This window comes from Actinobacillus suis ATCC 33415 (assembly GCF_000739435.1).
GTDB lineage: Bacteria > Pseudomonadota > Gammaproteobacteria > Enterobacterales > Pasteurellaceae > Actinobacillus > Actinobacillus suis.
In genome coordinates this window covers 1616013-1629235 of sequence record NZ_CP009159.1, presented here as the reverse complement: position 1 = coordinate 1629235, position 13223 = coordinate 1616013, and the positions used below count along the sequence as shown (strand labels likewise).

The following is a 13223-nucleotide window of genomic DNA, read 5'->3' as shown; positions in this document are numbered from 1 at the left end:
AATGATTTTCGTATGGAAGTAAAACGGCACAAGCTTTACTTGTGCCTTATTATTTTAATTTTGGATTTGAATTGCCTGCACTTGGGCAACTTGTACGGTTATCGGACGAGAAGTTTCTAACAGATTGATTCGATTTGCAATAAAGAATCGTGATGTCATCACTTTTTCTCCGCTATTGATGAAAATTTCTACCACAGAACGGTCAAAGAAAATCTCTAAGCTGTCGAGTTTATCCACTTGGCAATGACGAAGGCTACCAAATTTTTCCATTAAATCGGTCTGCTCCGTTGCACTGCGATCTAGTGTTAATAAACCGTTCTCATAACGTAAGCCCAATGTTTGTCCGTTATCATTGCTAAAGAAGTTTAATGCAAGCGGTTGATTTTCGACAGAAATTTGCAAATAAGCCGTATCAAGATTGTCAATTGCAATTGTTTGGTCAATTTCGACCGCTTGTTTTGCGGCGAGTTGAACGATTGGTGTCTGCTGAATTTTACCGTTTGCTACTTTTATTTGGCGTGGCAGGCTTAAGGTTGAATGCCATTTATATTTATCAGTCGGATAAGTTAAATCCGGTAAGCCGACCCAACCGAATACAATACGATCAGAATTTTGTACTGACTGAGGAGCATAGAAATCAAAACCGTAGTCTAGCTCTTCAATATGCTCGGCTGTTAGGTTATTCCCCTCTAATTTGCCCAGCGCATAGGTCGCGTGATAATTGTTTTGGAACTGATGCGCCTCACGTAATTTGCCTTGTGGCGACCAAACAAACACATCTTTACCGCTAAGTTGGAACAGATCCGGACATTCCCACATAAACACATTGCTGTTATCAAAGTCTTTTACCGCTAATTCGGAAATTAAACGAGGTGTACTATCGAGATCGTCCATTTCATACACTAAGCAAGTTCCGGTTAGGTTCTCACGTTGTGCGCCAAGCACAAAGCGAATGTTGCCTTCCGCAGTCACAAACGGTTTAGGATCACGAACATGCTCGGTATAGCCGGCTGGTGCTTGGTCGATAATGCAACGTTTTTCCAATAATTTGCCCGACTTATCAAAAATCGCAATATTTTGGTGCGGAACACGTTGGTTATCGCTCGCACGGCGAGTATTACCGGTGTAAAACGCTACGATTTTGTCTTGCCACATAATTGCACCGCCTGAATAGCAACCATGTGATTCAAACATTTCATCTGGGATCAAGCGGTCGGATTTTTCAAAAGTTTGGAAATCACGGGTAATAAAATGTTCCCAGTGTTTCATTCCATGCAAGGCATCATAAGGGAACCATTGTGCGAAGATATGGTATTTCTCACCGTCAAAAATTAAACCGTTCGGATCGTTAAATAAACCGATTTGTGGCGCTAAATGGTAGGTTGGATAGAAATCCTTATCAGAAAGCACGGTTTGGCGGATTGTGGCTAATTCGCCTTGTTCTGCTGCGTGAAGGCTTTTGTATTTGCCGTTATTGAAAATGTGCATAGTAAAATCCTAAATTGCAAAAAAGCGGTGAAATTTCACCGCTTGTTGTGATTATTGCGCTAAAAATGCTTCTAGCTCTGCTTTGTTTGGTAATGCTGACATCGCACCTTTTGCTGTTGTTGCTAAAGCGCCAGAAGCATTCGCTTTACGAATAACATCCACTAATACGCTTTCGTCTTTCCAATCCGCAACTTGTGATAAACCGGCAAGTAAGCCGCTTACGAAGGCGTCGCCGGCACCGGTGGTATCAACCGGTTTTAACGCTTTGCCCGCAACCACTTGGCTGTTACCGTTTAAGTGATAAATCGCACCGTCTTTACCTAAAGTAATAATGATTAATTTCTCTGGATATTGCGCGGTAATCACTTGAGTTGCTTGTTCAAGTGTAGTGGTATTGGTTAACAGCGTTAATTCTTCTTCAGAGAATTTAAGTACATCTGCCATCGCTACCACGCTATTTACCACTTGTTTCATTTCTTCAAGACTTGCCCAAAGCGATTCACGTAAATTCGGGTCAAATGAGAAGAAGCCGCCTGCTTCTTTTACCCGGCGAATCGCTTCAATTGTGGTAGAGCGAGAAGGATCATTGATAAGTGCGATAGAACAACAGTGTAGGAAATCACCTTTTTGGAAGGTTGGTAAATCACTGACTTCAAGGAATTGATCCGCACTTGGGTTCACCATAAAGGTAAAACTGCGCTCACCGTCATCTAAGCCTACGATCACCGTAGAAGTACGTTGCTTTGGATCAAGGATCATATGTTCGGTCGAAACTTTTTCCGCATTAAGAGTTTGCTGCATAAATTTGCCAAGCGGATCTAAACCTACTCGACCGATGAAACCTGCTTCAACGCCTAAACGTGAAACTCCTACCGCAACGTTTGCCGGCGCACCGCCTGCACATTTTAAATAGTGGTTTTCACCGTCCGGAATTAAATCAACCACCGCATCGCCTGTTACCCAAATCTTGCTCATACACGCCTCTTTATCTAGTAAAAAATAGTTAATTTATCTTAGCTAAAACGGTTTAGTTTTGCAAAAACTATTTCAAATTCTACCGCTTGTTGATTTTAGTCATTATAATTTAAACGAAGGTTTCATACACGAAGGAATTACCGATGAAAAAGTCTCTTATTACCCTTTGTTTTGCTGCATTTTTAGTTAGTGCTCCACTAATGGCAGAACAAACAATAGCTGAAAATCCAGATTTAATTCCGGTTAAAAATTTACCGACAATTGAGGCGGAATTAACCGTTGCGCCGAATGTTCCCAAGCCGTTAGTGCGCAATACACCGGCAAAAGTAGTGGTTAAATTGGAAACTCTGGAAAAAGTGATGGAAATCGAAAAAGGGGTGAAATTTAAATATTGGACGTTCAATGGTTCAACGCCGGCACCTTTTATTCGAGTTCGTGAGGGAGATATGGTTGAAGTTCAGGTTTCCAATCCGGCAAACGGTAAAATGGCACATGCGATTGATTTCCACTCTGCTGCTGCACCGGACGGTGGAGCTAAAGCAAGTTTAACTGAAATCGGTAAGCAAACAAAGTTTGCCTTTCGGGCGATGTCACCGGGATTATATTTATACCATTGCGGAGCCGATCCGGTTTCAGTGCATTTGGGTAAAGGAATGTTCGGTTTAATGCTGGTAGAACCAAAAGAGGGATTACCGAAAGTCGATAGAGAATTTTATTTAATGCAAAATGAATTTTATGTAAAAGACGGCGCAAATCCTGAACTGAAAATTTTCGATATGACAAAAGCGAGTTATGAATTACCTGACTATGTGGTGTTTAACGGTAAAGTCGGTTCAACGACAGGTGAAAATGCTTTAAAGGCAAAAGTCGGTGAAAAAGTACGTTTGTTTGTCGGTAATGCCGGGCCAAATAAAGTCTCTTCTTTCCATTTGATCGGAAAACCGTTTGATACGGTCTATGTTGAAGGTGGAGCGCTTAAAAACCATCATGTGCAAACGACATTGATTCCGGCAGGCGGTGTTACTGTGGTTGAAATGGAAATGAAGGTGCCGGGCGAATATACCTTTATTGATCACAGTATTTTTAGAACTGATAAAGGGGCAAAAGGTAAGTTAATTGTTGAAGGCGCAGAAAATCCGGAAATTTATACCGGTAAAACCAACGAACAAAAATACGATAAAGTAAATCCGGATGCCGATATTGATGCGGGCTATGTTCATTAATTTTGCCTACATAATAAACATTTTTTATGCTTTTTTAACATAAGAATATATTGATTAGACTTTTTAATTATAAATTAAAATTTATTTGTTTTGACCTGTAAGAAATACTTATTAAGGGGTACGAAACAGTGATAAGAAATTGTTTCTTATCCTTGAATTTGTATTTATAGAGGTTAAAAATGAACGCATTTAACATTTTTGTTGAATTTGTTGCGAAAATCGTTGCGCCGATGCAGCGCCAATTTATCAACTTTATTCGTATTGCGATTTTTATCGTTATGGCATGGATTGGCGGACTCAAAGTTTGCCAATATGAAGCGGACGGTATTGCGCATTTTGTGTCGAATAGTCCATTCTTCAGTTATATGTATGAAAAAGGCCCTAACCTTGTGCCGAATGATAAAGGTGAAATGGTGATGGAATATACCTTACATAAAAATCCTGAAGGCAAAATGGTGGCGAAAAATATTGAATGGCATAAAGAAAACGGCACTTACACCGCTTCTTATATTATTGGCGCAACGATTGTAACCGTTGGTATTTTAACCTTACTTGGTATTTGGAATGCAACTGCAGGTTTAGCCGGTGGTTTACTTACCTTTGGTATGTCGATTGTCACGCTCTCTTTCTTAATTACGACACCGGAGGCGTGGGTACCAAACCTTGGCGGTGATATGCCGACGCCGGCACACGGCTTCCCTTATTTATCCGGTGTTGGTCGCTTGATTGTGAAAGATATTATTATGATGGCAGGCGGTTTAACCGCGGCAGCAGAATGTGCAAACCGTATTCTTGCACGTAAGAAAGCGGCATAAGGAGATCATTCGACAAGCGGTCTTTTTTGTTGCAAAATTTGCAAAAAATAGGCTAAATTTGACCGCTTGTTACAGCTGTCTCTAACGTTTGTACATAAAAAAACTCAGCCATAAGGCTGAGTTTTTTTATCTAATCTTTTACAGATTTACCACGTATTTGCCGACACCTAGTTCGTCTTCTTTACGCGTACGGGCGATAACGCTTGCCGCAGATTCTACGACACGTAAGCCCATTTCGTCTTCGGTTCGCACTACATCGCCACGCAATGAGTTGGTATAAACATCGGTGATTTTAATGTCCACAAATTTACCAATCATATCCGGTGTGCCTTGGAAGTTAACGATACGGTTGTTTTCGGTACGGCCGGTTAATTCCATAATATCTTTTTTAGACGGGCCTTCCACCAATACACGTTGTTCCGTGCCTAACATTGCACGGCTGAATTGCATTGCTTGATGATTGATACGTTGTTGTAAACGCGCTAAACGTTCTTTTTTCTCTTCTTCCGAAATATCATCCGGTAAGTCAGCTGCCGGTGTACCCGGGCGAGCAGAGTAGATAAAGCTGAAGCTCATATCAAAGTTGACTTGTTCGATCACTTTCATCGTTTGTTCGAAGTCTTCCGCCGTTTCACCCGGGAAGCCAACGATAAAGTCTGAACTGATCTGAATATTCGGACGAACTTCACGTAGTTTACGAATGATCGCTTTATACTCTAATGCCGTATGGTTACGTTTCATCATCGTTAATACACGATCCGCACCACTTTGAATTGGTAAGTGTAAGAAGCTCACTAATTCAGGTGTGTCACGATAAACTTCAATGATGTCATCGGTAAATTCAATCGGGTGGCTGGTGGTATAGCGTACACGGTCGATACCGTCAATCGCTGCAACTAAACGCAGTAGCTCTGCAAATGTGCAGATGCCACCGTCAAAAGTTTCACCGCGATAAGCATTCACGTTTTGACCGAGTAAGTTCACTTCACGTACGCCTTGTTCCGCTAATTGTGCGATTTCAAATAATACGTCATCCACCGGACGAGAAACTTCTTCACCACGTGTGTAAGGCACTACGCAGAATGAGCAGTATTTATTACAACCTTCCATAATTGAAACGAAAGCAGTTGGGCCTTCAGCACGAGGTTCCGGCAAGCGGTCAAATTTTTCAATTTCCGGGAAAGAAATATCAACGATCGCACGGTCTCCACCACGGATTTTGTTGATCATTTCCGGTAAACGGTGCAATGTTTGTGGGCCGAATACGATATCAACAAACGGTGCACGCTCACGAATGTGCTCACCTTCTTGTGAAGCCACACAACCGCCTACGCCGATAATTAATTCCGGTTTATCTTTTTTCCAGTTTTTCCAGCGACCAAGTTGCGAGAATACTTTTTCTTGTGCTTTTTCACGAATTGAGCAGGTATTAAGTAATAAAACGTCCGCTTCTTCCGGTTTATCGGTAAGTTCTAGCCCGTGAGTAGAATTTAGAAGATCCGCCATTTTTGATGAGTCGTACTCATTCATTTGGCAGCCCCAAGTTGTAATATGTAATTTCGCCATAATGTCTCAAAAATAATAAGTTATTAATAAGTAGAAAATAAAAGCGTAAAGAGAAATCCCTTTACGCAAAAACTTATGTCCATTTTACCCGTTTGATTATTTTTTCGCTATAACTAAATAAAATTAGACCAATAAAAATGCCACGATATTTTACTATCGTGGCAGTTATTTATTCAACTAAATCAATTATTTAGTTAATGTTAATACAACGCTTTCACCAGCAACAACTTGACCGACTTTTTTGTCTAAGTTGCTGATTTCGTCCATATTAGAAATTACAACCGGCGTTAATACTGATTTTGCTTTGCTTTCAAGTAATTCTAAATCAAATTTGATAATCGGGTCACCAGCTTTTACTGATTGGCCTTCTTGAGCTACACGGGTAAAACCTTCACCTTTTAATTCAACCGTATCAATACCGAAGTGAACGAATAATTCAACACCTTCATCTGATTCAATTGAGAATGCGTGGTTTGTTTCGAAAATTTTACCGATAGTACCGTTTACTGGCGCAACGATTGTGTCACCGTTTGGACGAATTGCAACACCGTCACCAACGATTTTTTCAGAGAAAACAACATCTGGTACATCTTCGATGTTTACAATTTCACCTGAAAGAGGTGCATAAACTTTAACCTCTTTTGCCGCTGCTTGTTTTGAGCCAAATAATTTGTCGAAAAAGCCCATAGAAATCTCCGTTATTTAAATAATAAACAAAATTCCCGTACATTCTATACGAGAATTCTGTTTTTGTATGCTATTTATTGAAAATTAGTTCAGTTTAGCGTAAAAATCGTTAACTAATTTTTCAATGTCAGCTGCAGTCGGCTGTGCTAATGCCTCGTCTGCCAATGCTTTTGCATCTGCATAGTTGATTGAACGTGCAAGTTTTTTCACGTGAGGCACAGAAATTGCACTCATACTAAACTCATCTAAGCCCATACCAAGTAATAATGCCGTTGCACGAACATCGCCGGCTAATTCACCACACATACCAGTCCATTTACCTTCAGCGTGTGACGCATCAATTACTTGTTTGATTAAGTTTAATACTGATGGGCTTAATGGGTTGTAAAGGTGCGCAATGATTTCATTACCGCGGTCAACCGCTAAGGTATATTGGGTTAAGTCATTGGTACCGATACTAAAGAAGTCAGCTTCTTTCGCAAGGTGACGTGCATTTACCGCCGCTGACGGAGTCTCAACCATGATACCTAATTGAAGGTTTTCATCGAATGCTTTGCCTTCCGCACGGAGCTGTTCTTTTAATTCCGCAACGATTGCTTTTAATTCACGAATTTCTTCAACAGAGATAATCATCGGGAACATTACCGCTAATTTACCGAATGCTGATGCACGTAATACTGCTCGTAATTGCGTATCTAAGATTTCACGACGTGTTAAACCGATACGCACCGCACGCCAACCTAAGAATGGGTTCATTTCTTTTGGTAAGTTTAAGTACGGTAATTCTTTGTCACCGCCGATATCCATGGTACGTAACACAACTTGTTTACCGCCCATTGCTTCAACAATTTCTTTATATGCTTGGAATTGTTCTTCTTCGCCTGGTAATTCGCTACGATCCATAAATAAGAATTCGGTACGATATAAACCGACAGACTCACCACCATTACGTAATACGCCGTCAACATCACGGATTGTTCCGATATTACCTGCAACTTCGATACGGTGACCGTCTAAAGTTTCCGCCGGTAATTCTTTTAATTTTGCAAGTTCTGCTTTTTCAGCCGCAACACGTTCTTGAACCGCTTTGAATTCTGCGATTTCTGCGTCTGAAGGATTAATGTGAATTTGGTTATTTACTGCATCTAAAATTAATGTATCACCGGTTTTAACACGTGCGGTAATATCATTTGTACCAACGATAGCAGGAAGCTCTAATGAACGAGCCATAATTGAAGTGTGAGATGTACGACCGCCAATATCAGTAATAAAGCCTAATACTTTATCTAAGTTTAATTGTGCCGTTTCAGAAGGTGTTAAGTCATAAGCAACTAAAATAACTTCTTCTTGAATATCACCTAAATCGATGATGTGCATACCAAGAATGTTACGTAATAGACGGTTACCGATATCGCGGATATCGCCAGCACGTTCTTTTAAGTATTCATCATCAATTTCTGCAAGCATAGAAGCTTGCATATCAATCACTTTACTTGTAGCAACATCTGCAGTTACAAGGTTATCAGCAATATAGCCTAAGATTTCTTCTTCAAGCTCTTCATCTTCTAAGATCATTAAGTGACCTTCGAAGATAGCTTCTTTTTCTTCACCAAGAGTGCGTCTAGCTTTTTCTTTAATTGCAGTTAATTGTGCTGCGGCTTTTTCACGACCAGCAAAGAATTTCGCTTTTTCAACTTCGATTTGATCCGCTGTGATTTTCTGAGTATTGAGTACGATTGGCTCTTCTTTTAATACGAGTGCTTTGCCAAACACAACGCCTGGAGAAGCTGCGATACCTGTAATCATAGTCTGTCCTTGTTTTAAAAGTGATTCGGTAATGCTTAGATAGCATAATACAACCCTATTACTCCACTTTATGATTTAGTCGAGTAGGATAGGGTTGTCTTGTAAATGGGAGCTAAAGAATAATTATTCTAAAGTAGGAATTAAATCTACTAAGAAATCAACTGCTTTTTGCTCGTCTTCACCTTCCGCAGAAATAGTGATTGTTGTACCTTGAGTTAAGCCTAAAGTTTGAAGTTTGAATAAACTTTTTGCGCTTGAGCTTTTACCGCCAGAAGTTACGGTAATGTCTGAAGCGAAACCTTTAGCTGCTTTTACAAACTCAGCTGCTGGGCGAGTGTGTAAACCGTTAGGTGCAGTAATAACAACGTCTTTTGAGTACATAGAAAATTCCTCTTGAATTTTTAAAGTGAAAAAAATCAGTTTTGGTCATCAAACCTATTACTATTTGTGCTAACTTTACTACAAAAAAGATCTAAAAACACGCTCAAAACCAGAAAAACTTGTGGTAAAGGTTGAATATTAGCGTATTTATTAACCAAAATGAGTTAACTTTGCCCCATATCAATTTTTACGAGACAAAATATAACCAAACGTTTGCGTAAAAATAGTTTAAAAAAATGTTAAAATAAATCGATTAATTTTATTACTGAGGAAATAATGTTTCATTCTGTATCAAAATTCCCCGCATGGTTAATATATATTACCATTGTCGCTATTTATATTTTTAGTTTGTTTGCATTGGTCGGACATCAGCAAGGGGAGACGGTTTGGCAATTTTCAGAAATGCTGCCTATTTTAAAATATAGTGTGTTACAAGCCGGGTTGTCAGCGTTATTTTCTATTTTATTTGGTGTCTTATTAGCCCGTTCTTTTTTTTATTTAGATTTTGTTGGTAAATCTATTCTCTATAAAATCATTTCTTTTGTTTGGGCATTACCTTCGCTGGTTGTTATTTTTGCCATTATTGGTTTTTGGGGAAGCGCAGGGGTATTTGCTTACTTTCTTCAATTTTTAGGATTAAAGTGGGAACTGCAACTTTACGGTTTGCATGGTATTTTGCTTGCTCATTTATTTTTCAATATCCCTTTTGTGATGAAATATAGCTTAGATGGTTTAAATCTTATTCCAAATGGGCGATACCGTTTAGCGGCACAACTTAATTTGCAAGGATGGAATTATTTTCGAGTAGTTGAATTACCGACCTTAAAAAGTATTTTGCCTTATGTCTTTGCCAATGTATTTCTGATCTGTTTTACCAGTTTTCCTATTGTGCTTATTTTGGGGGGGAGCCCTAAATACAGCACCTTAGAAGTTGCGATTTATCAAGCGGTCACTTTTGAGTTTGATTTTGCAAAAGCCACTATGCTGATTATGCTGCAATTAGCAGTAGGGCTTTTGTTACAATTATTGATGGATATAGCGAGTAAAATGGCGTTTAAAGAGACAAGGCAAGCGCCCTTGCCGGTGGAGTTATGGAAGCCAAAGCCTTTTGGTTGGCGAAAGCTGGGCTTGCAAGCGGTGCTTTTTTTGCAAAGTTTTGCCATTATTTTACCGCTTGTAACCATCTTATGGGCGGGAATATCCGTTTCCGATTTTGGTGAGCGCTTACTCAATCCAAGCTTATGGCAAGCGGCTTGGTTTTCTTTCTTATTAAGCCTAATCGCCTCGAGCGTAGTGTTAGTGTTAGCGTATTTATTAGCTTTAGAAACACGAAAATTGGCATTTGCAAATAAAAAATGGCAATACGGATTATTAAACAGTGTGGCAACTTACCCGCTGATTTTTCCGGTATTTTTATTAGCGGTAGGGTTATTTGTCTTATTAATTGATGTGGAATTAAGCAGTACGCAATTATTATGGTTAGTCGGTGTTTGTAATGGTGTGATTCTTTTACCTTATATTTATCGACTGATATTTGCCGCTATGTGGCATTCGTTTACTGCGCAAGATAAATTAGCCCGCAGCCTTGGTTTAACCGGATTTCGCCGTTGGTGGATAGTGGAAAAAGATTACTTAATTCGACCGCTTATCAGTGCCTTTGCTTTTGCAATGTCTTCCAGTCTAGGCAGCTTTGCGGTGATTGCATTTTTTGGCAGTCTGGATTTTAGTTCTCTGCCTTATTTATTATACCAACAGCTAGGCAGCTATCGAACCGAAGATGCGGCGGTCACCGCTTTAGTATTGATGTTATTTACCTTACTGCCGTTTTTATTTATTGAACAAAAAGAAAACACGAAATGATTCGCTTAAATGTAGATTTTGATTATGAACAAATGCCAATGCACTTTGCGTTGGACGTGCCTAAGGGGCAACGAGTGGCGATTGTCGGTGAAAGTGGGGCAGGTAAAAGTAGCTTATTGAATCTGATTGCCGGTTTTGAAATGCCGACAAGCGGTCAAATTTGGCTAAATTCTTGCAATCATACGGCGACACAAGTAGCGGAACGCCCTGTATCTATGCTGTTTCAAGATAATAATGTGTTTCCACACTTAACTGTTGAACAAAATATCGGATTGGCGTTAGTTGCTAGTTTGAAGCTGAATGATGCACAGCAACAACAAGTTCAGCAGATTGCCCAACAAATGGGTATTGCTGATTTACTAAGGCGGCGAGCCGATCAACTTTCCGGCGGGCAAAAACAACGGGTAGCGCTTGCCAGAACGTTGTTACGCAAACAACCGATTTTGTTATTAGATGAACCATTTTCAGCGCTTGATCCGAAACGTCGTGAAGAATTGCAGCTACTGGTTGCGGAGATTTGTCAGCAAGCGGAGCTGACTTTATTAATGGTGACGCACCAATTAGAAGAGAGTCGTGCACTTTTTGATCGAGTTATTACGATTGAAAATGGTCAGATTGTTTCTGACCAGTTAATGAATGCAGTTTAATAAGAAATTAACTTTGTTTGTACAAAATTTATTCATTAATTGTTGCTAAACTTGCTAAAATTGTGATCTAATCGACAAAACTAAAACGTTTTAGCAAAATTTGCTTTGTTAGCTAAACCGTTTTAGTTAAAATGCAATCGTTTAATTTTTATATAAAAATAGGTGGCAAACTATGAACTTCCCGAAAATTGCGGAGCAAACGATCGAGAAACTCGGTGGCAAAAGCAACATCACAACGCTTGCACACTGTGCAACACGCTTACGTTTAACCCTTGCGGATGAATCAAAAGTAGATAAAGAAGCGATTGAGAATATCGAAGGTGTTAAAGGTCAATTCTCAACCAGCGGTCAATACCAAATTATTTTTGGTTCAGGCACAGTAAACAAAGTACACGCTGAAATGCAAAAACAAATGGGTATCGGCGATATGAGTACTTCTGAAGTTGCAGCGGCAGGTGCAGCAAACCAACCGTTATTACAACGTTTAGTAAAAGGTTTAGCGGATATTTTCGTGCCAATCATTCCTGCCATCGTGGCAGGCGGTTTGCTAATGGGTATCCACTCAATGCTTACCGCGCAAGGGTTCTTCTGGGAAGTGCCTGAAACATTATACGCAGCACTTGCCGAAGCGCAATCTGCCTTTAACGCAGCCCAAGCTTCTGGCGACCAAGCCCTCATTGCAGCAACGCAAGAAGCCTTGAACAAAGCGGCAATCACAGGTTATTCTGTTGTTGATAAATTCCCTAGCATTGCGGATTTAGTCAATTTTATCAACACCATCGCGAATGCCCCATTCGTGTTTTTACCAGTGTTATTAGGTTTCTCGGCAACCCGCAAATTTGGCGGAAACCCGTTCTTAGGTGCGGCGCTCGGTATGCTTTTAGTTCACACTGATTTAGCAGACGGCTGGAACTATGCCAAAACACTAGCGGAAGGCAACATCGAATATTGGAATATATTTGGCTTAGAAATTGAAAAAGTGGGCTATCAAGGTACAGTAATCCCAACAATCGTGTCTGCGTGGGTGTTAGCAACTCTTGAAAAAGGTTTCCGCAAATTCGTGCCGTCTTACTTAGATAACCTTGTAACCCCAATGATGTCGCTTTTCATCGCAGGTTGCTTGGCATTCACGGTAATCGGTCCATTCGGTCGTGAAGCTGGTTCGGCGATTTCAGCAGGCTTAACATGGTTATACGACAGCTTAGGTTTTATCGGCGGTGCAATCTTCGGTACATTCTATGCACCAATCGTAATTACCGGTATGCACCAAACCTTTATTGCGGTAGAAACACAATTATTAGCGGAAGTGGCGAACACTGGCGGTACATTTATCTTCCCAATCGCTGCAATGTCTAACATCGCACAAGGTGCGGCGTGTTTAGGTGTGGCGTTTGCAATGAAAGATGCGAAAGTACGCGGTTTAGCTGTGCCGTCTGGTATCTCTGCATTATTAGGTATCACAGAGCCGGCAATGTTCGGTGTGAACTTACGTTACCGTCAAGCATTCATTGCTGCGATGATCGGTTCAGGTGTGGCTTCTGCATTCATCGCATTCTTTAATGTGAAAGCGATTGCATTAGGTGCGGCAGGTTTCTTAGGTGTGCCTTCAATCAAACCGGACAGCCTTGCAATGTACTCTGTAGGTATGGCAATTTCATTTATCGTTGCGTTCTCAATCTCAGCGGTATGGGTGAAAAAAGCACAAGCTAAAAAATAATTTAGCGATAAAGCAATAGAGAAAGCCCCTAAATCTTATGGTTTAGGGGCTTTCGTTT

The 13223-nt window shown here is 40.3% G+C and carries 10 protein-coding genes and 2 pseudogenes; 6 read left to right on the top strand and 6 right to left on the bottom strand.

Features of this window, described 5'->3' with window-relative positions; genetic code table 11:
- Window positions 1–54: 54 nt before the first annotated feature.
- Together ASU1_RS07385 and ASU1_RS07380 are read right to left on the bottom strand one after the other, a co-directional pair.
- On the bottom strand, window positions 55–1488 hold the full coding sequence (locus ASU1_RS07385; protein ID WP_014992142.1) for a glycoside hydrolase family 32 protein: 1434 nt from the start codon (window positions 1486–1488) through the stop codon (window positions 55–57).
- Between the two features lie 51 nt (window positions 1489–1539).
- Complete coding sequence (locus ASU1_RS07380; protein WP_014992141.1) at window positions 1540–2463, bottom strand: aminoimidazole riboside kinase; 924 nt, start codon at window positions 2461–2463, stop codon at window positions 1540–1542.
- 143 nt (window positions 2464–2606) lie between these two features.
- Between ASU1_RS07380 and nirK the strand changes: the two genes are divergently transcribed.
- Entirely contained in the window at window positions 2607–3686 is a 1080-nt protein-coding gene (nirK, locus tag ASU1_RS07375; protein ID WP_014992140.1) for a copper-containing nitrite reductase, read from the top strand.
- Between the two features lie 179 nt (window positions 3687–3865).
- Complete coding sequence (locus ASU1_RS07370) at window positions 3866–4501, top strand: DUF417 family protein (protein ID WP_014992139.1); 636 nt, start codon at window positions 3866–3868, stop codon at window positions 4499–4501.
- Between the two features lie 138 nt (window positions 4502–4639).
- Here ASU1_RS07370 and miaB read toward each other — a convergent pair whose 3' ends face one another.
- The 4 genes from miaB to ptsH form a co-directional block, all read right to left on the bottom strand.
- On the bottom strand, window positions 4640–6067 hold the full coding sequence (miaB, locus tag ASU1_RS07365; RefSeq protein ID WP_014992138.1) for a tRNA (N6-isopentenyl adenosine(37)-C2)-methylthiotransferase MiaB: 1428 nt from the start codon (window positions 6065–6067) through the stop codon (window positions 4640–4642).
- A 186-nt stretch (window positions 6068–6253) separates the two neighbouring features.
- Window positions 6254–6754 (bottom strand): PTS glucose transporter subunit IIA, encoded by a 501-nt coding sequence (crr, locus tag ASU1_RS07360; protein WP_005622167.1) that lies wholly within the window; start codon window positions 6752–6754, stop codon window positions 6254–6256.
- 84 nt (window positions 6755–6838) lie between these two features.
- Entirely contained in the window at window positions 6839–8560 is a 1722-nt protein-coding gene (gene ptsI, locus ASU1_RS07355) for a phosphoenolpyruvate-protein phosphotransferase PtsI (RefSeq protein ID WP_014992137.1), read from the bottom strand.
- Window positions 8561–8683: 123 nt separating this feature from the next.
- Window positions 8684–8941 carry a phosphocarrier protein Hpr gene (gene ptsH / locus ASU1_RS07350; RefSeq protein ID WP_005598406.1) on the bottom strand — a complete coding sequence of 86 codons (258 nt, stop codon included), beginning with the start codon at window positions 8939–8941 and terminating at the stop codon, window positions 8684–8686.
- A 276-nt stretch (window positions 8942–9217) separates the two neighbouring features.
- On the opposite strand from ptsH, the gene thiP reads away from it, so the two are divergent.
- The 4 genes and pseudogenes from thiP to ASU1_RS12100 all read left to right on the top strand — a co-directional run.
- Window positions 9218–10801, top strand: a complete 1584-nt coding sequence (gene thiP, locus ASU1_RS07345; RefSeq protein WP_014992136.1) for a thiamine/thiamine pyrophosphate ABC transporter permease ThiP — start codon at window positions 9218–9220, stop codon at window positions 10799–10801.
- Window positions 10798–11448, top strand: a complete 651-nt coding sequence (gene thiQ / locus ASU1_RS07340) for a thiamine ABC transporter ATP-binding protein (RefSeq protein ID WP_039195322.1) — start codon at window positions 10798–10800, stop codon at window positions 11446–11448. The genes thiP and thiQ overlap by 4 nt, the downstream gene beginning before the upstream one ends.
- A gap of 172 nt (window positions 11449–11620) precedes the next feature.
- Window positions 11621–12043 (top strand): annotated as a pseudogene (locus tag ASU1_RS12105) (glucose PTS transporter subunit EIIB); the annotation flags it as partial.
- 123 nt (window positions 12044–12166) lie between these two features.
- Window positions 12167–13165 (top strand): annotated as a pseudogene (locus tag ASU1_RS12100) (PTS transporter subunit EIIC); the annotation flags it as partial.
- Window positions 13166–13223 lie beyond the last annotated feature (58 nt).

What these genes read in the sequence shown, in the direction of transcription:
- ASU1_RS07370 (WP_014992139.1), top strand. Translation starts at nt 3,866, where the DNA reads ATGAACGCATTTAACATTTTTGTTGAATTTGTTGCGAAAATCGTTGCG.
- nirK (WP_014992140.1), top strand. Translation starts at nt 2,607, where the DNA reads ATGAAAAAGTCTCTTATTACCCTTTGTTTTGCTGCATTTTTAGTTAGT.
- miaB (WP_014992138.1), bottom strand. Translation starts at nt 6,067, where the DNA reads ATGGCGAAATTACATATTACAACTTGGGGCTGCCAAATGAATGAGTAC.
- ptsI (WP_014992137.1), bottom strand. Translation starts at nt 8,560, where the DNA reads ATGATTACAGGTATCGCAGCTTCTCCAGGCGTTGTGTTTGGCAAAGCA.
- thiP (WP_014992136.1), top strand. Translation starts at nt 9,218, where the DNA reads ATGTTTCATTCTGTATCAAAATTCCCCGCATGGTTAATATATATTACC.
- ptsH (WP_005598406.1), bottom strand. Translation starts at nt 8,941, where the DNA reads ATGTACTCAAAAGACGTTGTTATTACTGCACCTAACGGTTTACACACT.
- crr (WP_005622167.1), bottom strand. Translation starts at nt 6,754, where the DNA reads ATGGGCTTTTTCGACAAATTATTTGGCTCAAAACAAGCAGCGGCAAAA.
- ASU1_RS07380 (WP_014992141.1), bottom strand. Translation starts at nt 2,463, where the DNA reads ATGAGCAAGATTTGGGTAACAGGCGATGCGGTGGTTGATTTAATTCCG.
- thiQ (WP_039195322.1), top strand. Translation starts at nt 10,798, where the DNA reads ATGATTCGCTTAAATGTAGATTTTGATTATGAACAAATGCCAATGCAC.
- ASU1_RS07385 (WP_014992142.1), bottom strand. Translation starts at nt 1,488, where the DNA reads ATGCACATTTTCAATAACGGCAAATACAAAAGCCTTCACGCAGCAGAA.